Genomic DNA, 20,394 nt, shown 5'->3' on the forward strand with positions numbered 1-20,394 from the left:
AGGAATTTCCGGGAGCGTAAAGCGCGGGCAGCGAGCGCGGCGGTAGGCCAGCTATGCGTCGCGAGCGTGCACCGGCTCCATCCTGCGATGGTCGCTGCAGCCGCTCGCGGTCGGCTGCAGCAGGCGCTGGGCCGCAAGCAGATCCGGTGTCCCGAACCCCTCGGTGAACTCGTGATAGATCGGCGAGAGCAGCCGGACAGCCTTGGATCTGCGGTCGGTGGCGATCCAATGTGCCGCGAGATCGGTCGCGATCCGCAATTGGAACGTCAGCGCGCCTATCCTGCGCGCTTCCGCGAGCGCTTGCTGAAACCGCTTTTCGGCGCGCAGCGGCTCGCCGGTGTGGAGAAGGATCGCGGCGTCAACTCTCTGGAGCTCCGGACGGCACCAGCGCTCGCCTTGGCGTTCCTGATGCTCGATCGCCCGCGTGATGGCTTCTTGCGCCTCCGCGATCCGCCCTTGCCTCAGATAGGCGCGGGCGAGGACCGCGAGATAGCTGCCGATCCGCATCAAGAACCGGAATTCTGTCAGTTCGTCGATCGCGGCTCGAATATCCTCCACCGCGCGTGGATCGCCCCGCAGGTCGCGAAGGCATGCGGAGAAATAGCGCTCGACCGGAACCCAGCGTGAGATGCGCTCGCGTTCAAGGTTGCGACGCAATCGATCAGTGTAGCTCGCGAGCGCGTCAAGATTGCCGGTTTCGAGCGCAACGGGAAGGGCGGCGAGCCCAAATGCGTTCGACTGTGACACCCAATGGCCGCTGCGGTCCGCGGCATCGATGGCGTCCTTGGCGAGCCTCGCCGCGTAGTCCGCTTGCCCTTGCATCCACGCGACGAAGGGCAGATTGAAGCGGACGGTGATGAACCGATAGACTTCGTTCGCGTCCTTGCGCGAACGCCCTTCGGCCAGCGAGTAGGTCGCTGCAAGACGGTCGAGAACAGGGCGGCTCCTGCTCAATTCGCCGGCAAAAGCGCGAGCCCAGGCCAGCGCGCGATCGGCTTCGGACGTCGCCGTCAGATCGCGATCGCGGTCGGCGAGCTCAGTGGCCTCTTCAAGATAAGATATGGCGCGCTCGACCTGGCCGATCTGCAGCAGGTAGAAGCCGAACCCGACCAGCGCCCGCTGCTGATATTCGATGTTGCCGGCCCGCCTTGCAAAGAGGATGGCATCAAGCCAGGCAATCTCGTTCTCATTCGACATCTTGCGGGCGTAGAAGAGGCTCCACCCAAGGGCGCAGGCGAGTTTTGTCTTGGACAGATCGTCGCACGGGACGGTCTTGGCCAATGCGAGCGCGTCCGCATACCGCGCCTGCGCTTCCGACAGGATCGACGTCTCCGACCACAAGGTGATCGCCGCAACCGTGAGCCTGATCCCGAGTACGGCATCGCCGTGCTCGCCGAACGCCCATGAAAGAGCGGCGCGCAAGTCGGCGATGCGGCCAAGGTAACGCTGGGTCCAATCGGCCGGCTCGCGCCAGTTCCACTCCTCCTCGGACTGCTCGAACAGCGTGAGGACACGTTGCGCATGACGGCGCAGCGCCTGGTCGCAGGCAGGATCGGCCCGGCGCCGCTCGCTCGCATAGCGGCATGTGCTGTCGAGCAGGCGATAGCGCAGGCTCGCGCCATGTGCCTGCGCGCTCAGGAGCGATTTAACAACGAGACTGCCGAGGCCGGTGACGACGTCGACCGGCGTGAGCCCTGCCGCTTCGGCGACGAAGACCGCGTCCTCGACCTCGAATGCGTCGCTGAACACCGAGAGCAGGCCGAACAGTCTGGCTTCCCGCTGCGACAGCAGTCTGAAGCTCCAGTCGATCGTCGCCATCAGCGTTTCATGACGCGGCGGCGCGCCATCGGCGGCGGGGGCACGAAAACCCAAATTCTGGTCGAGCAACTCCACCAATTGGTGAGGATTGAACCTGCCGATCTGGGCTGCCGCCAATTCGATGGCCAGCGGGAGGCCGTCGAGCGAGTGGCAGATTGCGGCAACGGCCTCGCAATCATCATCGACGAATTGGTAGTCCGCCCATTCGGCGGCGCGGCTGACGAACAATTGCACTGCCGGAAACCTGACGGCTTGATCTGGGGTCAGGGCGTGGCCGGGTTTGGGTGAGACCAGGGAGCCGAGCCGGACGACGTGCTCGGTGGCGGTGCCGAGCGGTTCGCGGCTCGTCGCAAGCAGCTTGGACGGCGATGCCTCCGCCATGAACCTGCCGGCGAAGATCGTTGCGGCTGGCAGGACGTGCTCGCAATTGTCCAGAATGACCAGCATCTGCCGCGGTTTCAGATAGTCGATGGCCGCAGCCAAGCTGTTGTCCGGATTGCCCCTGATGCCCAATGCCGTCACCAGTGCGGCGCCGAACAGCGTCGGGTCGGAGATCGTTGCGAGATCGACGAAGCACACGCCGTCGCGGCACTGTGGCGCAAACGCCTGGGCTACAGCCAAGGCAACCGTCGTCTTGCCGATTCCTCCGGCGCCCGCCAGGGTCACGTGCCTGTTGCCGGTCAACAGACCGGTAATTTCGTCGATTTCCGCTTCACGACCAACGATGCCGCGCAGCAATGGCGGACTAGACGAGGGAAGCGGTTCGGCGAGCGCAAGATCGTCCTCGACCTCGCCGATGCTGATCTGCACCTGCGCGATGAACTTGTATCCGCGTCGCGCCACGGTCGCGATGTAGACGGGCTCGATCTGGGTATCTCCCAGCGAACGCCGCAAGCTCCACATGTTGACCTTGAGATTGCTGTCGTGGAGGAAGGTGCCGGGCCAGGCGGCCGCCATCAGGTCGTTCTTGCTGACCAACTCGCCGCAGCGCTGCACCAGCAGCTGCAAAAGCTCGAATGCGCGTCCGCCCAGCTTGACGGGGCGCCCTTTGAGAAGGAGCAACTGGCGGCTGGGTATCAGTCGAAAGGAGCCGAAGCTGTAGGTTAGCTCCCGGCGGCCTGTGCCTCGTTGTCGTGTCTCCGTGGCAGCCCGCATTGATCATTGCCAATCGATCGAATAGATCGACTGGTATTATCATGCACTGCAATATTTTTGAAGGGAACCCTTCCGGGTCGTACGATTTGCCGCAGGACAATTGACACACGCGCGCGCCGGACGGCTCGGCTATTTTTTGGGCTTGCCAAGAACGGCCATGCGCATGACTTCGACGCCGCCGTCGGCAAGTTCCGGAAGCTTGGCGAACCAATCCTTCACATAAGGCATCGCGTTGTGTGCGTCGAAATCGGCCTGGCTGGCGAACACTTCGTAGAAGATGAAGTGGCCCGGCTTGGCGCGGTCTTCCTGAAGGAAATAGATCAGGTTCTTGGGATCGCCGCGGACCAAGTCGATCAGCGGCAAGGTGGCGGCACGCAGCATGTCTTCCTTTCCAGGCTTGGCGCGCACCTGGGCCACCACGGAATATGCCCCCTCCGGGATCTCCCGCGGCGCCTCCTGAGCCATGGCCGGAAGCGTCGCCGGCGCCACGGAGGCGATCAGCAGGGCGGCAAGCGAGTTGCGGACGAGAGTTTGCATGGTGAAGTCCTCGACATGTGATTGGATCGCAGAGTGACCAGCCAGGACACCTGACAGCCGCCCCGCACGAGAATCTAGCGCAGGATCTTCTGTTGCCGTTTTGCCAAGGCCTCGCTGAAGCGCTTCTTGACCGGACCGAGCGCCTTGACGAATTCGAGCTGCTCGCCTTCGGGTCCTTTGCAATAGATCAACTCCCAGCCGTTCGAGGGTTCGGCGGTCACCCGGTTCGTGTTGGTGCTGCGGGGCGCGGCCTTGCGATCCGCTTCCGTCATGACGCGGATGGTGCGGTTCGCCCTCACCTGCGTCATGCCGCGGCGCGCCGATTCCGCTTCGAGATCCGCAATGAACTTGTTGAAGTCGACATCGTCGCGAACATAGAAACAGATGTGCATCATGCGCGGAAAGGCCGGGCTCATGTGCTCCAGCGGTTCGGCGAAACTCTTGGCGCTGCCCATGGGCTGATCAGCCTCGCGATATTGCAGCAGCTCCAGCACCATGTTGTCGAACTGGATGAACCGGACATCGAGCCGCTGTGCCCCGCTTCGCAAGTCGGGCACGCCAATTGTTCGCGGATTGATCCCGCGTGCGTTCGCCTCGATCTCCTGGTCGGCCAGCAGCGTATTCTGCACCCCGTCCCCCTGGAAGTCGCCGTGCCGGAACACCTCGGTGCCGCCAAGCACCTCCGTGTAGAACTGGTACGCCCGCTCCATGTTCTGGACCGTCAGCCCGAAATGCTGGACGCCCTGGAGCCGCGCGCCGAGCGGTGCCTCGTCGCGCTCCGCATCCTGTGTCGCGGCCCGTGCGTCGATTGCCGTGCCGGCTATGATGCCGGTGACGACGGCGGCGCCGGCGGTTTGAAGCAGGGCGCGGCGACCCATCTCGGTGGTGTTGTCGGTTTCATCTGTCATGTTGCTCTCCTTGGTCGTTCGGTGGATTGGTTAATCAGCGGCGGGAAGCGGAGCTGCGGGGCTGACCAGCCCCTCGGAGCGCAGCTCGCGCCAGAACTCCGCCGGGATGGCTTCCTCGAGCGCCGCGCGATCCTCGGCGATGCGGCTTGGGCGGCTCGCACCGGGAATGACGGCGGCAACCACGGGATTGGCGAGCGCGAACTGCAGGCCGGCCGCCTTCATGCTGATCCGATAGCGGTCTGCGATCGCCTTGATCCGCGCCACCTTCTTGAGGATTTCGGGAGGCGCCGGCGCATATTCGAAGTTCGGGCCGCCGACGAGCGCGCCGGAACTGTAGGGGCCGCCGACCACGATCGCGAGCTCGTGCTCGGCGGCCATCGGCATCACCCGCTGCAGCGCCCTTGCATGGTCGAGCAGCGTGTATCGGCCCGCGAGCAGGAAGCCGTCGGGGCGCGGCTCTTCGAGCGCGAGCAGCAGCTCGATCGGCTCGACCCGGTTGACACCTAGTCCCCACGCCTTGACCACGCCTTCGTCGCGCAGCCGGTCGAGCGCCCTGAAGGCGCCCTTGCGGGCGCTTTCGAACACCGAGAGCCACTCGTCGCCGTAGAAATCCTGCGCAACGTCGTGCACGAAAGCGACGTCGATGTGGGAAGTCGCGAGCCGCTTCAGGCTGTCCTCGATCGAGCGCAACGTTCCGTCCCGGGAATAATCGTTCACGATCCGGTTCGGGCGGCCGTACCTGAATACGCCGCCCTTCTCGCCGAGGTCGCGGGCATCGACGTCCTCGATCTCGTCCAGGATCAGGCGGCCCACCTTGGTGCTGAGCACGTAGTCGCTCCGCGGCCGGCCGGCGAGTGCGGCGCCGATGCGGATCTCCGCAAGCCCCGCGCCGTAGAACGGCGCGGTGTCGAAATAGCGAATGCCGTCGTCCCAGGCTGCGTTCACCGTCGCGAGCGCTTCCCGCTCCGGGATGTCGCGGAACATGTTGCCGAGCGGCGCCGCGCCGAACCCTAGTCGTCCCGGCAGAATATCCTTGAGGGACATGTTGCTAGTCCTTGTCTGCGAGGGCCAAGTCCGTCGGTGTGCGGCGCAGCCGATCTCAGTCGGTCGCTGACGTGTCTGCGCTTCTGATGAACGCCGCGACCTCGCGCGGATGCGACAGCATGACGGCGTGGCTGCTCTTCATCTCCGTCACCTTCGCGCCGGAACGCTTGGCCATGGTGCGCTGTGCCGTCGGCGGGATCATGCGATCCTCGCTCGTCACCATGTAATAGGTCGGCTTCGTCTTCCACGCCACGCGATCGACCTTGGTCTGCACCGCCTGCAATCCCCAGGGCAGCTGCGCGGCGCCCATGAAGCGGGTCGTGGCCGGGTCGACATCGGCCGCGAAAGAGGTGGGGAATTTTGCGCGGTCGACGAGCAGATAATTGCCCTCGGTGACCAGCGGAGCTTTGTGCTCGCCGGCGGGCACCGGGGCTTCCGCCAGCGTGCTGACGGACTCTCCGGCGTCAGGAGCAAAGGCAGCGAGATAGACCAGGCTGCGAACCTTGGGATTGTCGCCGGCTTCCGTGATGACCATCCCACCATAGGAATGCCCGACCAGAATGACGGGATGCCGCGCCTTGGCGATCACGCGCTCGGTCTCGGCGACATCGTCGCGAAGCGTGATCGTCGGCTGCTGAACGACGAGCACCTCATAGCCCGCCTCCGAGAGGATGCCGTAGGTGTCCTTCCAGCCCGAGCCATCGACGAAGGCGCCGTGCACGAGAACAATCGAAACATTCCTGTCGGCCGCGGCCGCGGGGGCGGCGGTTGCGATCGACAACGCGGCAAGCGCGGAGGTAAGCGGCTTCATGTCAGGCTCCTGTCCTCTATACGGCGACATTGTCGTTGGTGCGCCTTCACTAGCGCACGCCCGCATTGCGATATTTCCGATTCCTGCGCGATGACGCACGCATCTTGCTGAGGTGCGAGGAGATCAAGCTTGCGAAGCCGAACACGTCTGGCGCCAAGCCTTTGCCTTGGCTGGCTTTTACCTCTTTTAACCGTGCCGCCTCTGGACTTCGCTGGCGCAGCTTGTGAGTAATTCGCGATCGGCGTGGCAGTGACCGGGGCTGCAACTCACCACCGGATGGAATGATCGCTCGCGCGATACGGGGCCGGGAATCGCCGCAACGAAGCGGAGGTCGTAATGGCGCTCGTGACGCATGGAGATCACAAGTACAAGAACAGCGAGAAGCTCGCGGGGGTCAATGATTGGCCGGGGCTGAGCATCGAGCATCGCAAGTTCGAGGCAGGCTGTCAGGCAACGCCCGTTCCCATCTGCACCGAGCTAGTCATGCTGCTGTCGGGCGGGGGCATGGTGTGCCGTGCCGGCAACGGCGAAATCCAGAAAAGTCTTGCGCGTCCGGGCATGACTTATCTCGTGCCCGTGGGGACGCAGGAGAGCCATCTCGAGCTTTCGGACCGGATGGAATGTCTTCATCTCTATCTGCCGTCGACACTGCTTGACCACAGCGCGCTTGCGGATTTCGGCATCGATCCGGCCAAGGTCGAGATCGCCTATGCTCACGGCCTGGCGGACCAGGTGCTCTTCCACATCTGCTCGCCGCTTCGCGATCTGCTCCATCGCCCGCGCCAGCCGACCGACGCGCTGTTCGTGGAGGGGATCCAGGTCACCCTCGCGGCGCATCTCCTGGGCAATTACACGATCGACCGCTGGCGCGCGCCCGACAAGTCGCCGGCGCTCGACGCGCGACGCCTGCAGCGCGTGCTGGACTATATCGAGGCGTCTCTCGGCAGCGATATCAGGCTGGAGGATCTGGCGACCCAAGCCTGCCTCAGCCCCTATCATTTTTCCCGGCTGTTTCGCGAGGCGACCGGACTGTCACCGCACCGTTATGTCACCGATCGCCGCGTCCACGCCGCGCGACAGGAGCTCGCGCGCGACCACCTATCACTGGTCGAGATTGCCCTGGAGTTCGGTTTCGGCTCGCAGGCCAATTTCACGCGCGTATTCCGCAAGGCCGCAAATCTCACCCCGGGGCAGTATCGCGAATTGTGCTGTGGCCAGGCCGAGGTGAAAGCCGATTGGCTCGAAAGCCATTCCGCAGGGATTGCGCATGATCCAGCAGGATTCGGAAATACGGCGCACTGGGCGTCGGGCATTGCTGTTGCAGCGACCAGGTAGGCGAGAGGACATATCGGCATGATCGAGCTCAAGGTGAACGGGATCAAGCGCCAGGTCGACGTCGTGCCCGAGATGCCCCTGTTGTGGGTGCTGCGTGACGAACTGGGCATCACCAGCGCCAAATACGGCTGCGGGGTCGCGCAATGCGGGGCCTGCACCGTTCACATCGACGGCAAGGCGGTGCGGTCCTGCCAGGCCCATATCGGCGAGGTCGCGGGCAAATCGGTCGTCACGCTCGAAGGCCTGCACAACAAGGACCAAAATCCGGTCTTGCAGGCCTGGATCGCGCATCAGGTGCCGCAATGCGGCTACTGCCAGACCGGTCAGATCATGCAGGCCATCTCGCTTCTTGCATCGATCCCAAAACCGACTGACGAGCAGATCAACCAGGTGATGTCCGGCAATCTCTGCCGCTGCGGCACCTATCCGCGCATTCGTGCGGCGATCCATGCGGCCGCCGCAAACAAGATGGCGGAGAAGTGAGATGGGCGACATGCAAACCCTTTCGCGTCGGGCTTTCGTGTTCGGCTCTGCCGCGGTCGCCGGTGGCATCGTTTTCGGTGCCTATGGTCCGGCCGAAGCGGCCGCGCCGAGTGCCGATGGCAATCCGCTGGCCGCCGGACTCGGCCCGAATTCCGTCACCTTCAATCCATGGGTCGAGATCAGCCCCGACAAGATCACGCTGATCGCGCAACACGCCGACATCGGTCAGGGTGTCGGCTCGGTGCAGCCGATCATGATCGCCGAGGAGATGGACCTCGACCCCGGCCAGTTCGAAGTCCGCTTCGCCGGTCCGAGTCCCGCTTACTTCAACACCGGATTCAAGGAGGAGCTGGCGCCGTTCCTGGCCGCGGACCAGAGCCCTGCGGCCGAAGCAGCACGTGCTGCGGCGCTGGAAAGTCTTCGCAAATCCGGCCTGCAGATGACGGGCGGCTCGAGCACGATCCCGGACACCTATGAGAAGCTGCGCGTGGCAGGGGCAGTTGCGCGCGAGACGTTGAAGGCAGCTGCGGCCAAACGTTCGGGCGTCGCAATCGCCGACATCCGCACGCAATCCGGCCACGTGATCCTGCCCGACGGAAGCAAAATTCCGTACGTCTCACTGGCGGCCGAGGCCGCAAGAATTCCGCCGGTGCTCGATGCGCAGCCGCGCGATCCCTCGACCTGGCGCATGCTGGGCAAGCCGATGACGCGCCTCGACGTGCGCGCCAAAGTTATGGGCGAATTGCAATTCGGCATCGATCAGAAGATGGAGGGCATGCTCTACGCCTCAGTCAAGCTGAACCCCAGCAAGGGCCAGCCGCTGAAATCCTACGACGCCAGCAAGGCGCGCGCGATGCCGGGCGTGAAGAAGATCCTCGAGATCAAGAACGGCGTTGCGGTGATCGCCACCAACAGCTGGTACGCCATGAAGGCGGTCGACGCGATCGCTTGCGAGTGGGCGCCGTCGGCCTATCCCGCTGAGCAGGCCGATCACTGGAAGGTGCTGGAATCCTCGTTCAAGCCCGAATTCCTCGGCAAGGAGTGGCGGACGATCGGCGACGTCGAAGCGGGCCTGAAGAGGGGCAAGCTCGTCGAAGCCGAATATCGCGCTCCTTACGTGGCACATCAGCCGCTCGAGCCCTTGAACGGGGTCGGTCTCGTCACCAAAAAGGGCCTGGAAATCTGGGTTGGTCATCAGAGCCCGCAGGCGGTGCAAGCGATTGCGGCGAACGCTATCGGCCTCAAGCCGGAGCAGGTCATCTTCCACAATCAATGGACCGGCGGAAGCTTCGGCCATCGTCTCGAGTTCGAGAACGTCCGCGTGCTCGCGGAGATCGCCGACCAGATGCGCGGGACGCCGATCAAGCTCGTCTTCTCGCGCGAGGAGGACTTTCTCCAGGATATTCCGCGGCAGATTGCGATCGCGCGTCACAGGGGGAGCGTCGCCAACGGCAAGATCGTTGCGACCGACCTGCAATTGGCATCGACGGCGCCGTTCAAGGGACTGCTCGAGCGCATGGGTGCACCCTCGAAGGATCCCGATCCTCAATTGGCCGCCGGCACGTGGAACGTCTATTACGACATCCCCAACTTCCGCGCCATCAGCTACGAGGCGCAAGGGCTGTCGCCGTGCACCACGTGGCGCTCCGTGGGAGCGTCCACAGCCGGCTTCTTCACCGAAAGCTTCATTGACGAATTGATCCACGCAGCCGGCCTCGATCCCATGAAGGCGCGCATCGCGATGTGCAATGTGCCGCATTATCGCAAGCTGCTGGAGACGGTCGCGGAGATGTCGACCTGGAAGGGGCCGCTCGGCAACGGCAGGGGCCGCGGCGTCGCCTTCGTCGAGTCGTTCGGGACACCGGTTGCCGAGGTCGTCGAGGTGACGGCGACGGACCGTGGCATCCGGATCGACAAGGTCTGGGTCGCGGTCGACGTCGGCAAGGTGATCGATCCCGTCAATTTCGAGAACCAGGTCCAGGGCGGCGTCGTCTGGGGCCTAGGCCACGCGATCAATTGCGAAATCACCTACTCAAAAGGCGCGGCGCAGCAGACCAATTACAATCACCATGAGGCGATGCGGATCCACCAATGCCCGGTCATCGAAGTTCGCGGGCTCGAGAACGATCCGAAGGTGAGGGGCCTCGGAGAGCCGCCGGTGCCACCCGCCGCGCCTGCGCTTGCCAATGCGATCTTCGCGGCGACCGGAAAGCGCATCCGCGAAATGCCCTTCAACAAGTTCATCGATTTCGTGTGAGACACGCCATGCAGAGATCTCTGATCGCGTTGGTCTTGGCAGCGTCGGCCGTCGCCGCCCTGACCGGGATCGTCGCCGCGAAGGACGAGGCCGCCAAGGACCTGCTGCCGCCCGGTAGCGTCAGCCGCGCCGAGGGGCTGGAGGCGTGGAAGCGGATCGAAGCCGTCGTGACCCATCCACGGTGTGCCAACTGCCATGTCGATGCCAAGGCGATACCGATCTGGACGCCGGCCGGCGAAACCAAGCCTCGCCCGCATGGCATGAACATCCATGGCGGCGAGAGCCGCATCGGAGCGGAAGCGATCCCGTGCTCGACCTGCCACATGACCTCGACCCAGGCGAACGAGCCGGCGCCCTCGCCGCCGCGCGCCGGCATCGATTGGCAGCTCGCCCCGCTGGCTTTCATCTGGTTCGGCAAGAGCGGCGCCGAGATCTGTGCCCAGATGAAAGATCCCAAGCGCAACGGCGGTCGCGACGCCGCTGGTCTCGTCGGGCATTTGCGGCACGATGCCTCGCTGAGCGGCTTCATCCCGCGCGGCTGGGCGCCCGGAGCCGGCCGCTCAACGCCGCCCGGCACCTTCGAGGATCACGTCAAGGACATGGCGATGTGGGGCGCGGCCGGACAGCCCTGTCCGAATTGAGGTGGTCTCCGCACCGCGGCAAGGCGATCCCAGATAGCATTATCGAAAGGAGAAAACCATGACCCAACACGTCCTCTTCATTGTCACCAACGCAGCCGTGATCGGACCGCATAGTCGCAAGACCGGCTTCTTTTTCGCCGAGGTTGCCCATCCTTTCGAGGTGCTCGAAACAAGGCTGGGATCGCGGTGGAGTTCGCGTCGCCGGCCGGGGGGTGGACGCCTTACGATGCATATGACGAGAAAGATCCTGCTCAGAAGGATTTCCTCGCCAGCAAAGCCTTTCGCCGCCTGAATCACAGCCGTAAATTATCCGAGGTGGATGCCGCCGACTACGACGCCATCCTGATACCCGGCGGTCTTGGTCCCATGGTGGACATCCAGCGCAATGCGGCGGTCCAAAGTGCCGTTGTGCGAGCCTGGAGCACCGGCAAGCTCGTCGCCGCTGTCTGTCACGGGCCGTGCGCGCTGCTTGGCGTCGACCTCGGCGATGGCGTCCCGTTCGTGCGCGGCAAGAAGCTGACATCCTTTTCGAAGAAGGAAGAGTACGACTATGCGCGCGATGACGTACCTTACGAGCTCGAGGATGCGTTGAGGGCAGAGGGTGCCGAGTACTCGTCCGCGGCCAATTGGCAACCTCACGTCGTCGTCGATGGCCGGCTCATCACGGGCCAGAACCCCGCCTCTGCCGGAGCGCTCGGAAAAGAGTTGCTGGCCGCCCTCAAGGATAGGAGCAGCGGCGCGAAAACCTGAAGATTCGCAAGGACGAATTCGAGCGGGATGGGCGCGGCATCTGAAGCTGTGCTTACATCCCTCTTTGCAGCAGGGCTATCGCATTTGGGAGTTTCCCCGGCGGCCATCCTTCGAGACGCCCGCTATGGGCGGGCTCCTCAGGATGAGGGCGGAGTGCGCGGCAGCCATTTCAACGAGCACTGATGCTGACTAGCCTCATCCTGAGGAGGCGCGTCAGCGCCGTCTCGAAGGACGAGGCGTGCGCGCAGGCCGCCGCCACAAGTCATATCCGATTGCTCTGCTATTTGCAGCTCTGGCAGATCATCAGCTTTCGCTTCAACGCCTCATCTTCTTGATCGAGACCATCCGGATTGGACCTGGTGTCCCTTGCTGCGCGCGAACGCGCAGGCGGCGTCACGCGGCTCGGAGTGCCAACGTCATCGACGGTGCCGACGCTGAAGCCATCGTAGTCGGCGGCCGGATTCGGTTGAGGCCGGCCAATCACGGAAGGCTCCCTGCTGGACGTCGCTGCTGGAGTTCCGTTCGTCGTTACCCGGGCGGGCTTGGTGGCACCCGGGCGTGGCGGCGCTGCATCGGGCCGAGCAAGCGAAACCGGCGGCGCGGCCGAAGTTTGGCCTCTGGCGCTGTCGTGCGGCCAGGCGACGACAGACATGAGGCCGATCGTCAGGAGCATCACGCGTCTCATCCGCATTCTCTCGGCAGCGCTGGTTGATCGATTGGCGGCATGGCTCGTCGAGCCCGTTCCGCCGGAGAATATCAGCACCCAGAGGGCCGTCAAAGCGCCGTAGCCTGGATGAAGCGAGGCGCAATCCGGATTATTGTTTCCACGAGCGCTACGCCGTTTCCTGCAGCGCCCGCCGCAGCCTTCGGATGATGACGCCGCGGGCGCGGTCGTCGGCGGCGGCTGCGACGCGATCGTTGATGTCGAGCATCAGCTCGGACATCTCGTTGTGCCAGTCGAGACGCGTCACGGCCTCCGGCGACAGTCGCCGGCGATGATCGGCGTCGAGCACGCGCGGTTCGGGTGCCGCGAGCTCGAAAGTGTCGTCCAGCATCGGCTGGTAGATCCTGGCCGCGGGAATGATGCGCTCGGCGACGCGCTCGGCCAGGCCCGCAACCGCCGCTTCCTCGCCGTGGACCAGGAACAGCCCGCGCGCGATGGGACGACGCGCCGCGATCCAGCTGGCCATGCCGGCGCCGTCGGCATGACCCGAATATTCGTCAATCATGCGGATGCGGGCGGCGACCTTGATCTCGTCGCCCTGGATGCGGACGGCCTTGGCCCCGTTCTGAAGGAAGCGGCCGAGCGTGCCGTTGGCCTGGAAGCCGGCCAGAAGCACGGTCGCGCGCTCGTTCCACAGCCAGCGCTTCAGATGATGGCGGATCCGGCCCGCATCGCACATGCCGCTCGCGGCGATGATGATGTGAAATCCGGACAGACGCATGATCGCCTTGCTCTCGTCCGCGGTCTCGGTGAATTTCAGATGCGGCGAGTTGAGCAGGCGCGTGGCGTCGACCGACGGATCGAGGCTCTCGGAATGGCGGCGGAACACTTCGGTCGCGCGGATCGCGAGCGGTGAATCAAGGAAAATCGGCGCCGTCGGAATCTCGCGGTGCTCCATCAGGTCGACGAGATCGACGATCAGCTCCTGGGTGCGCTCGACCGCGAAGGCGGGCAGCAGCAGCGCGCCGCCGGCCGCCGCGGCATCGCGCACCTCGGCCGCGAGGTGCTTGCGGCGAAGCGCAGGTGTCGTGGCCTCGCGCACGCGGTCGCCATAGGTCGATTCCGAGATGACGTAGTCGAAATCGCTCGGCGCTTCGGGATCGGGCTGGAGCAGCTTGGCCTCCGGCCCGACATCGCCGGAGACGAGCACGCGCAGCGGCCGCGCCGCGCCTTGCTCGGCGATTTCGAGCTCGATCGAGGCGGAGCCGAGCAAATGGCCGGCGTTCCAGTAGCGTGCGCGGACGCCGGGGATCACGTCGGTCCAGCGTTCGTAGTCGACGGCGCGGAACGATCGCAGCGATGCGATCGCATCGGCCTGCGTGTAGATCGGCTCGACCTCCTTGCGCCCGCGCGAAGCATTGCGCCGGTTGAGCTGCTTGACCTCCGATTCCTGGATGTTGCCGGCATCGGGCAGCATGTAGGAGCAGAGGTCGATCGTGCCGCGCGTCGCCAGGATCGGCCCCTCGAAGCCCGCGCGCACGAGCTTCGGCAACAGACCGCTATGGTCGATGTGAGCATGCGTGAGCAGCACCGCGTCGATGTCGGCGGGGCGAAACGGAAAGGCGCGGTAATTGAGCTCCTTCAGCGTTTTCTGGCCCTGGAACAATCCACAATCGACCAGGAAACAGCCGCTTGCGGTCTGGAACAGATAGCTCGAGCCGGTCACGGTGCGGGTGGCACCGCAAAATCGAACGGTGATGCTCATCTGTCATTCTCCGAGGGACTTGCCGTTGATCGCATAGCCGTTGTCGGCCGCAGTCGCGCTGGCCGCCAAATCGTGCTCCGACCGGCCGAACGTGTAGACGCGATAGAGTGGCTCGCCCTGCTCGACGCGGTCGCCGATCTTCTTGAACAGGCGGATGCCTGCGCCCTTGTCGAGCGGCGCGCCGGCGGTGCGGGCGAGGCGGTTCAGACGCAGGCAGTCGATCGCGGACACGATGCCATCATGCCTCGCCTCGACGTCGAAGCTGAGCGGTCCGAGCTCGTTGCTGCATGTCGAGGGGCCCTGTGCGTCGATGATCTTCTGCATTTGCTTCAGTGCCGCGCCGCTATCCAGCAGTTCGCGCGCCCGGGCATAGCCGGCCCCGCCGCGCAGCTTGGGATCGTATTCCAAGAGATGGGCGGCGAGCCGGAGCGACTTCTCGCGCAAATCGCGCGGCGCATCCTTGTCGTTGCCGAGCACCGCCATGACGTCGTTGGCCTCCAGCACCGGCCCGATGCCGTTGCCGATCGGCTGGCTGCCGTCGGTCGTGATCACCTCGACCGTCCGGCCGAAGCGGTCGCCGACGAATTCGAACAGCTTTCGCAGCCGCATGGCCTCGACGCCGCCGGTGACCTTCGCGGTCGGCCCGACCGGAATGTCGATCAGCAGATGGGTCGAGCCTGCCGCGATCTTCTTGGACATGATGGACGCGACCATCTGCTCGCGAGTATCCAGGCTCAGCGGGCGCTCGACCGAGATCAGGACGTCGTCGGCCGGCGACAGGTTCACGTGCCCGCCCCAGATCAGGCAGCCGTTGCAGGAGGAGACGATCGCCTTCATCTCCTCGACGGAGATATTCACCCGCGCCAGCACCTCCATCGTGTCGGCGGTGCCGGCCGGCGAGGTGATCGCGCGCGAGGAGGTCTTCGGGATCGGCAGGCCATGCGCGGCGACGATCGGCACCACCACCATCGAGGTGCGGTTGCCGGGGATGCCGCCGATGCAATGCTTGTCGACGACGACAGGGGTCGGCCAGACCAATTGCGTGCCGGCCTGCGCCATGGCCCCCGTGAGGGCGAGCAGCTCGTCGCTGGTGATGAAGCTCGCCGACCCTATCAGGAAGGCGGCGATCTCCATGTCGGAGTAGCGATAATGGGCAAGGTCGCTGATGATCGCGCCGATCTCGGCCTGGCTCAGAGTTCGTCCGCGGATCTTCGCACGCACCGCTTCCAGGCTCTCCGGAGGCGAGGCGGGCCTGACCGTGACCTCCGATCCGACCGCTTCGGCGAAGCGCCGGAACGCAGGCTCGGAGAGGCCGATCTCGTCGGGAGCCGCGAGCGTATCGTCGTCCGTGATCAGCAGGGTCGCCAGCAGAACCTTGCCGCCCTGACGAAGCTCGACGCGGCTGAAACCGCGGAAGATCTCCGCGCGCAGCGCCTTGGAGCGCCTCGAGACGACGACGACGTTCTCACGGCCGGTGTCGAGGCGGACGCGGCGGATCTTCAGTTGGGAATGCGGAAGGTCTGGATGCATGGACGGGCCGGCAGCAGGGAGTCGGACCTCCATGCTTAGACGTCGCCGTCCCGATGCTGTTGACCCAGATCATGGCCCGCCGCTCCGGCGGGCAGCCGCTGCGCAGGCCGTTGGCCGGCGGTTACTTCATCGCCGTGCTGACCGAGTTGAACTTGTTGTTGAGCAGCGCAGCGCCCGTGCTGTTGACGATGGTCACGATTGCCAGAGCGATCCCTGCGGCGATCAGGCCGTACTCGATTGCGGTTGCGCCATTCTCATCGGCAAGGAAGGACCTAAGCAGACGCATTGCCAACTCCTGTTCATCCGATCCGATGGATGGTCGCGTCGTTATCGGACTTGCAAATCGATCGAATAAATCTTCGAGCGCGCCAAAACACGGCGATCGCACCTTACCTCGTACGACGGCATTCATTAAATTAGGGTTCCGTCGATCCGTTCAAATGAAGTCAAACCGACAGCCCGGTGCATTGCCCCCATTGGCTTGACCGCTTAACCGATTGTTGAGCCTGTTCGTCAACGAATAGGCAAGGATGTCTCGATCGCGCTCATCCGCGCCGGCCGTCCGTATTCAGCGCCCGCAACATCGCGATGCGGGCGAACATCACCCAGCCGCCGCCGGTCTCGGCCGCATTGATCAAGGTCTCGATCGCGGTCTGCCAATGCGCCTCGTGCTGGGCGTCCTCGGGCAGCTCCATGATGTAGTCGGCGGCTTCTTGAAGCGTGAGCAGCTTGCGCTTGTTGCTCACGCGGACGGGATCGTCGAACGTCGTCGACCAGGGCATGTCAGGCCGGCCGATCGGCGAGGAGAGACATCACGGCGTGATCGCGGGGCGTGGTGCTGTCAGCCGGCCTTCTTTGCCCGCGCCGGCGCGCGCACCGGCTTGTCGGCGGCCTTCTTCGGCGTGGTCGCAGCCTTCGCCGCAGCGTCCTTGCCGCCCTTGCCTGATATCGGCAGCAGCATCTCGCGCTGGCCCTCGACGCGCTTCTTCGGCTTCTTGGCCTTGGTGTCCTTGGCGGTCTCCTTGTCCGTGTCCCTGGCGACCTTCGCCGCGGGGGCCGCGTCCTTCTCGTTCGCGATGCTCTTCTTCAGCGCGTCCATCAAGCTGATGACGTTGCCGCCGGTCTTCGGTGCGGCCTTGGCGGTGATCGGCATGCCGCTGCGCTTCTTGTTGATGAGATCGATCAGAGCGGTCTCGTAATGATCCTCGAACAGCTCGGGCTCGAACGCGCCGGACTTCTTCTCGACGATGTGCTTGGCGAGGTCGAGCATGTCCCTCGTCAGCTTCACGTCCTGGATGTCGTCGAAATATTCCTTCTCGCTGCGGACCTCGTAGGGGTAGCGCAGCAGCGTGCCCATCAGCCCGTTCTCGAGCGGCTCCAGCGCGATGATGTGCTCGCGGTTGGTCAGCACCACGCGGCCGATCGCGACCTTGTCCATGCTGCGGATGGTCTCGCGGATCACCGCATAGGCGTCGTGGCCGACCTTGCCGTCCGGCACGAGGTAGTAGGGGCGGATCAGATAGCGGTTGTCGATGTCGGCCTTGGGCACGAACTCGTCGATCTCGATCGTGTGGGTGGAATCGAGCGCGATGTCGTCCAGCTCGTCCTTGGTGACCTCGATATAAGTGTCGGTGTCGACCTTGTAGCCCTTGACGATGTCCTCGGACGTCACCTCGTCGCCGGTCTCGGCATCGACCTTGAGATACTTGATGCGGTGGCCGGTCTTGCGGTTGATCTGGTTGAACGAAACCTTCTCCGTATCCGAAGTGGCCGGATAGAGCGCGACCGGGCAGGTCACGAGCGACAGACGCAGAAAACCCTTCCAATTGGCGCGGGGGGCCATGGGCTACTCCAGACGCAACAGCGGACAAGCTTTGAGGATACCATCGCCCAGTTGCGAATCATAGCAACCGCCGGCGCGGAATCTTGCAACGGCGTTAATCGCCGCCTGCGCCGTGTTTGCCGGGCGGGCCCATGGACCGGAACATCGCCCGAGATGACGCGTTGCCCCGGCAATTCATCGCCGAGGAGGTCGCGGCCATCCGACGCGACAGCCACAGATCGAGGTCACCATGGCAACCAGGCGAGAGCAGAACCGGATCGTCGAAACTCCGACCGAGGCACGCCAGGGCGAGCCCGGACCATCGGTGGCGGCGCTGCTCGCCATCTCGACCGGGCTTGCGATCCTGATCCTCGCCGTCGTCTGGTTCGTGTTCTTCCGGACCTGACGGCCGGATCAGCACGCCGGCACCTTCCGGCTCGCCGCGCGATGCGGCACGTTGCGCCCACCATGCCACCGGCTCCTCCGGCGGCACGGTGGGCGCAGTCGCATTTGCGCGCGCCGGGTCGTATATGACCAAAAAGTAACGTAGCCCGGTTCCCTGCGTTCATATTCAGTTCACGCCGGAATTGCTCATCTGTGGCGGTGTTCATGTCGCCTGTTCTTGCAGCCTATCCTTGGAGAGAAGCGTGCGCCTGCTCGTTGTTGAGGACGACCCCGATCTCAATCGCCAGCTCACCAAGGCGCTGACCGACGCCGGCTATGTCGTCGATCGGGCTTTCGACGGGGAGGAGGGGCACTATCTCGGCGACAACGAGCCGTATGACGCCGTGGTGCTCGATATCGGCCTGCCGAAGAAGGACGGCATCTCGGTGCTGGAAGCCTGGCGCCGCAACGGCCGCACCATGCCGGTCCTGATCCTCACTGCACGCGACCGCTGGAGCGACAAGGTGCAGGGCTTCGATGCCGGCGCCGACGACTACGTCGCAAAGCCGTTCCACCTCGAGGAGGTGCTGGCGCGCATCCGCGCCCTGCTGCGCCGCTCCACCGGCCATGCCCAGAGCGAATTGACCTGCGGCCCGGTTACGCTCGACACCCGAACCGGCCGGGTCAGCGTGTCGGGCAATCCCATCAAGATGACCTCGCACGAATATCGGCTTCTGGCCTACTTGATGCACCATTCCGGGCGGGTGGTCTCGCGCACCGAGCTGGTCGAGCATCTCTACGACCAGGATTTCGACCGCGACTCCAACACCATCGAGGTCTTCGTCGGCCGCATCCGCAAGAAGCTCGACGTCGACATCATCCAGACCGTCCGCGGCCTGGGCTATCTCCTGACCCCGCCGCCGGCCCCGGGCGCCTGAGGCGTTCCGGCCTTTGAAGTATCTTGGCTTGACGGGAGGCCGAACAGGGCCCTTGGTCCGGTCATGACGTCCGACCACCTGCCATCCTGCGCCGCCCGGGATCATTCCGATGGCCGCTAGCTCGCTTGCGAACCGACTGTTCCTGTCGGCGACCGCCTGGCTCGTGGTGATCCTGGCCATCACAGGCGTGGTGCTGTCGTCGGTCTACAAGAACGCCACCGAGCGCGCCTTCGACCGCCGGCTCAATCTCTATCTGCGCACCCTCATCGCCGAGGTCGCAACGCCCGACGAGCCGCCGGACCGCCAGTTCCAGTCGCTTGGCGAGCCCCTGTTCGACCTGCCGCTGTCCGGCTGGTACTGGCAGATCACGCGGACCGACACCGAAAAGCCGGAAGTGCGCTCCTCGCGCTCGCTTTGGGACAAGAAGCTACCGAAGCTCGAAGAGCAGGGTGCCGAGCTCACCGCCGCCGGCATCCGCCTCGCCTATGTCGACGGGCCGGAAGGGCAGAATCTGCGCATGGTGGAACGGCCGGTCGATCTCGGTGCCGACGGCAAATTTCTGGTCAGCGTCGCCGGGGACGATACCGAGATTTTCGACGAGACACGCAGCTTCGACTACTATCTCGGCGGCACCTTCACGGCGCTCGGCATCGTGCTGCTGCTGACGACCGTGTTTCAGGTCCGTTTCGGCCTTGCACCGCTCAAGCGCATCTCGGACGCGATCGCCGACATCCGCTCCGGGCGGGCGGAACGGCTCGAGGGTGAATTCCCGGTCGAGATCGCGCCGCTGGCGCGCGAGACCAACGCGCTGATCGACGCCAATCGCGAGATCGTCGAGCGGGCGCGCACCCATGTCGGCAATCTCGCTCATGCGATCAAGACGCCGCTTTCGGTCATCGTCAACGAAGCCAGCGCGCATGCCGCCGATCCGTTCGCGGAGAAGGTGATGGAGCAGGCGGATGTGATGCGCGATCAGGTCGCCCATCATCTGGAGCGCGCCCGCATCGCGGCACGGGTCTCAGTGGTCGCGACCGTGACGGAGGTGGCGCCTGCCATCGAGGGACTGCGGCGGACCATGGAGAAGATCCATCGCGACCGCGGCATCGTGGTCGAGGCCAAGGCCGATCCATCCGCCAAGTTCCGGGGCGAGCGGCAGGATCTCGAGGAGATGGTCGGCAATCTCGTCGACAATGCCTGCAAATGGGCGGCCTCCCGCGTCCTCATTGATGTCCTCGTCGAGCCGCCACAGCGGGCCGGCGCCGGGCCGCGTTTGCGGGTCATCGTCGACGACGACGGCCGCGGCCTGTCGGAAGCCGAGCGCGCCCAGGTCGCCCGGCGCGGCAAGCGCCTCGACGAGTCCAAGCCCGGGTCGGGACTGGGGCTGTCGATCGTGACCGACCTCGCGGCCCTCTATGGTGGCAGCCTTTCGCTCGGCAGCGCCCCGACTGGGGGTCTGCGCGCCGAGCTGGTTCTTCCCGGACTATAATCCCTTGTTTCGACGACAATTTCCGGCGCGGCCGAGGCTCCTCCAGCGAAGCATGGGAGGCATTCG

Annotated in this window: 18 protein-coding genes and 1 pseudogene; 8 read left to right on the forward strand and 11 right to left on the reverse strand. The window is 64.7% G+C overall.

What is annotated here, in order from left to right; all coding sequences use genetic code 11:
- Positions 1-51: 51 nt before the first annotated feature.
- From N2605_RS11220 to N2605_RS11240, 5 genes are all read right to left on the reverse strand, one after another.
- Positions 52-2,973: an ATP-binding protein gene (locus N2605_RS11220; protein ID WP_260346575.1), complete on the reverse strand. Its 2,922-nt coding sequence runs from the start codon at positions 2,971-2,973 to the stop codon at positions 52-54.
- 129 nt (positions 2,974-3,102) lie between these two features.
- A complete protein-coding gene (locus N2605_RS11225) occupies positions 3,103-3,438 on the reverse strand; it encodes a putative quinol monooxygenase (protein ID WP_425248855.1) in 336 nt (111 codons plus the stop codon).
- Positions 3,439-3,584: 146 nt separating this feature from the next.
- Complete coding sequence (locus tag N2605_RS11230) at positions 3,585-4,418, reverse strand: VOC family protein (protein WP_036005827.1); 834 nt, start codon at positions 4,416-4,418, stop codon at positions 3,585-3,587.
- A 30-nt stretch (positions 4,419-4,448) separates the two neighbouring features.
- The gene (locus N2605_RS11235; protein WP_109144365.1) at positions 4,449-5,462 is read right to left on the reverse strand and encodes an aldo/keto reductase; all 1,014 of its coding nucleotides are present in this window, start codon (positions 5,460-5,462) and stop codon (positions 4,449-4,451) included.
- 55 nt (positions 5,463-5,517) lie between these two features.
- Positions 5,518-6,273, reverse strand: coding sequence for an alpha/beta hydrolase (locus tag N2605_RS11240; protein WP_036005822.1), 756 nt, complete (start codon positions 6,271-6,273; stop codon positions 5,518-5,520).
- Positions 6,274-6,609: 336 nt separating this feature from the next.
- On the opposite strand from N2605_RS11240, the gene N2605_RS11245 reads away from it, so the two are divergent.
- The 5 genes and pseudogenes from N2605_RS11245 to N2605_RS11265 all read left to right on the forward strand — a co-directional run bounded on the left by N2605_RS11245 (position 6,610) and on the right by N2605_RS11265 (position 11,739).
- Positions 6,610-7,608: a helix-turn-helix transcriptional regulator gene (locus N2605_RS11245; protein WP_260346577.1), complete on the forward strand. Its 999-nt coding sequence runs from the start codon at positions 6,610-6,612 to the stop codon at positions 7,606-7,608.
- An 18-nt stretch (positions 7,609-7,626) separates the two neighbouring features.
- Complete coding sequence (locus N2605_RS11250; protein ID WP_036023261.1) at positions 7,627-8,091, forward strand: (2Fe-2S)-binding protein; 465 nt, start codon at positions 7,627-7,629, stop codon at positions 8,089-8,091.
- A 1-nt stretch (position 8,092) separates the two neighbouring features.
- The gene (locus N2605_RS11255; RefSeq protein WP_260346578.1) at positions 8,093-10,348 is read left to right on the forward strand and encodes a xanthine dehydrogenase family protein molybdopterin-binding subunit; all 2,256 of its coding nucleotides are present in this window, start codon (positions 8,093-8,095) and stop codon (positions 10,346-10,348) included.
- Between the two features lie 8 nt (positions 10,349-10,356).
- Complete coding sequence (locus N2605_RS11260; RefSeq protein WP_225188227.1) at positions 10,357-10,989, forward strand: hypothetical protein; 633 nt, start codon at positions 10,357-10,359, stop codon at positions 10,987-10,989.
- A 58-nt stretch (positions 10,990-11,047) separates the two neighbouring features.
- Positions 11,048-11,739, forward strand: a pseudogene (locus N2605_RS11265) (type 1 glutamine amidotransferase domain-containing protein).
- A gap of 280 nt (positions 11,740-12,019) precedes the next feature.
- On the opposite strand, the gene N2605_RS11270 reads toward N2605_RS11265, so the two are convergent.
- The 6 genes from N2605_RS11270 to ku all read right to left on the reverse strand — a co-directional run bounded on the left by N2605_RS11270 (position 12,020) and on the right by ku (position 17,541).
- The gene (locus N2605_RS11270; RefSeq protein WP_425248842.1) at positions 12,020-12,412 is read right to left on the reverse strand and encodes a hypothetical protein; all 393 of its coding nucleotides are present in this window, start codon (positions 12,410-12,412) and stop codon (positions 12,020-12,022) included.
- Between the two features lie 160 nt (positions 12,413-12,572).
- The gene (locus tag N2605_RS11275; protein WP_036005813.1) at positions 12,573-14,168 is read right to left on the reverse strand and encodes an MBL fold metallo-hydrolase; all 1,596 of its coding nucleotides are present in this window, start codon (positions 14,166-14,168) and stop codon (positions 12,573-12,575) included.
- Between the two features lie 3 nt (positions 14,169-14,171).
- Complete coding sequence (locus N2605_RS11280) at positions 14,172-15,698, reverse strand: thymidine phosphorylase family protein (protein WP_225155608.1); 1,527 nt, start codon at positions 15,696-15,698, stop codon at positions 14,172-14,174.
- Positions 15,699-15,819: 121 nt separating this feature from the next.
- The gene (locus tag N2605_RS11285; RefSeq protein WP_036005811.1) at positions 15,820-15,984 is read right to left on the reverse strand and encodes a Flp family type IVb pilin; all 165 of its coding nucleotides are present in this window, start codon (positions 15,982-15,984) and stop codon (positions 15,820-15,822) included.
- Between the two features lie 259 nt (positions 15,985-16,243).
- Positions 16,244-16,480: a hypothetical protein gene (locus tag N2605_RS11290; protein ID WP_225155609.1), complete on the reverse strand. Its 237-nt coding sequence runs from the start codon at positions 16,478-16,480 to the stop codon at positions 16,244-16,246.
- A 59-nt stretch (positions 16,481-16,539) separates the two neighbouring features.
- Complete coding sequence (gene ku, locus N2605_RS11295; protein ID WP_036005804.1) at positions 16,540-17,541, reverse strand: non-homologous end joining protein Ku; 1,002 nt, start codon at positions 17,539-17,541, stop codon at positions 16,540-16,542.
- A 229-nt stretch (positions 17,542-17,770) separates the two neighbouring features.
- On the opposite strand from ku, the gene N2605_RS11300 reads away from it, so the two are divergent.
- The 3 genes from N2605_RS11300 (at position 17,771) to N2605_RS11310 (ending at position 20,328) form a co-directional block, all read left to right on the forward strand.
- Entirely contained in the window at positions 17,771-17,926 is a 156-nt protein-coding gene (locus N2605_RS11300; protein WP_167361642.1) for a hypothetical protein, read from the forward strand.
- A gap of 241 nt (positions 17,927-18,167) precedes the next feature.
- Positions 18,168-18,842, forward strand: coding sequence for a response regulator transcription factor (locus N2605_RS11305; RefSeq protein ID WP_036005801.1), 675 nt, complete (start codon positions 18,168-18,170; stop codon positions 18,840-18,842).
- A 109-nt stretch (positions 18,843-18,951) separates the two neighbouring features.
- On the forward strand, positions 18,952-20,328 hold the full coding sequence (locus N2605_RS11310; RefSeq protein ID WP_225155611.1) for a sensor histidine kinase: 1,377 nt from the start codon (positions 18,952-18,954) through the stop codon (positions 20,326-20,328).
- The last annotated feature ends 66 nt before the right edge of the window (positions 20,329-20,394 follow it).

The organism is Bradyrhizobium yuanmingense (assembly GCF_025200905.1).
Taxonomy (GTDB): Bacteria; Pseudomonadota; Alphaproteobacteria; order Rhizobiales; family Xanthobacteraceae; genus Bradyrhizobium; species Bradyrhizobium yuanmingense.

What these genes read in the sequence shown, in the direction of transcription:
- N2605_RS11220 (WP_260346575.1), bottom strand. Translation starts at nt 2,973, where the DNA reads ATGCGGGCTGCCACGGAGACACGACAACGAGGCACAGGCCGCCGGGAG.
- N2605_RS11225 (WP_425248855.1), bottom strand. Translation starts at nt 3,438, where the DNA reads ATGGCTCAGGAGGCGCCGCGGGAGATCCCGGAGGGGGCATATTCCGTG.
- N2605_RS11230 (WP_036005827.1), bottom strand. Translation starts at nt 4,418, where the DNA reads ATGACAGATGAAACCGACAACACCACCGAGATGGGTCGCCGCGCCCTG.
- N2605_RS11235 (WP_109144365.1), bottom strand. Translation starts at nt 5,462, where the DNA reads ATGTCCCTCAAGGATATTCTGCCGGGACGACTAGGGTTCGGCGCGGCG.
- N2605_RS11240 (WP_036005822.1), bottom strand. Translation starts at nt 6,273, where the DNA reads ATGAAGCCGCTTACCTCCGCGCTTGCCGCGTTGTCGATCGCAACCGCC.
- N2605_RS11245 (WP_260346577.1), top strand. Translation starts at nt 6,610, where the DNA reads ATGGCGCTCGTGACGCATGGAGATCACAAGTACAAGAACAGCGAGAAG.
- N2605_RS11250 (WP_036023261.1), top strand. Translation starts at nt 7,627, where the DNA reads ATGATCGAGCTCAAGGTGAACGGGATCAAGCGCCAGGTCGACGTCGTG.
- N2605_RS11255 (WP_260346578.1), top strand. Translation starts at nt 8,093, where the DNA reads ATGGGCGACATGCAAACCCTTTCGCGTCGGGCTTTCGTGTTCGGCTCT.
- N2605_RS11260 (WP_225188227.1), top strand. Translation starts at nt 10,357, where the DNA reads ATGCAGAGATCTCTGATCGCGTTGGTCTTGGCAGCGTCGGCCGTCGCC.
- N2605_RS11270 (WP_425248842.1), bottom strand. Translation starts at nt 12,412, where the DNA reads ATGCTCCTGACGATCGGCCTCATGTCTGTCGTCGCCTGGCCGCACGAC.
- N2605_RS11275 (WP_036005813.1), bottom strand. Translation starts at nt 14,168, where the DNA reads ATGAGCATCACCGTTCGATTTTGCGGTGCCACCCGCACCGTGACCGGC.
- N2605_RS11280 (WP_225155608.1), bottom strand. Translation starts at nt 15,698, where the DNA reads ATGCATCCAGACCTTCCGCATTCCCAACTGAAGATCCGCCGCGTCCGC.
- N2605_RS11285 (WP_036005811.1), bottom strand. Translation starts at nt 15,984, where the DNA reads ATGCGTCTGCTTAGGTCCTTCCTTGCCGATGAGAATGGCGCAACCGCA.
- N2605_RS11290 (WP_225155609.1), bottom strand. Translation starts at nt 16,480, where the DNA reads ATGCCCTGGTCGACGACGTTCGACGATCCCGTCCGCGTGAGCAACAAG.
- ku (WP_036005804.1), bottom strand. Translation starts at nt 17,541, where the DNA reads ATGGCCCCCCGCGCCAATTGGAAGGGTTTTCTGCGTCTGTCGCTCGTG.
- N2605_RS11300 (WP_167361642.1), top strand. Translation starts at nt 17,771, where the DNA reads ATGGCAACCAGGCGAGAGCAGAACCGGATCGTCGAAACTCCGACCGAG.
- N2605_RS11310 (WP_225155611.1), top strand. Translation starts at nt 18,952, where the DNA reads ATGGCCGCTAGCTCGCTTGCGAACCGACTGTTCCTGTCGGCGACCGCC.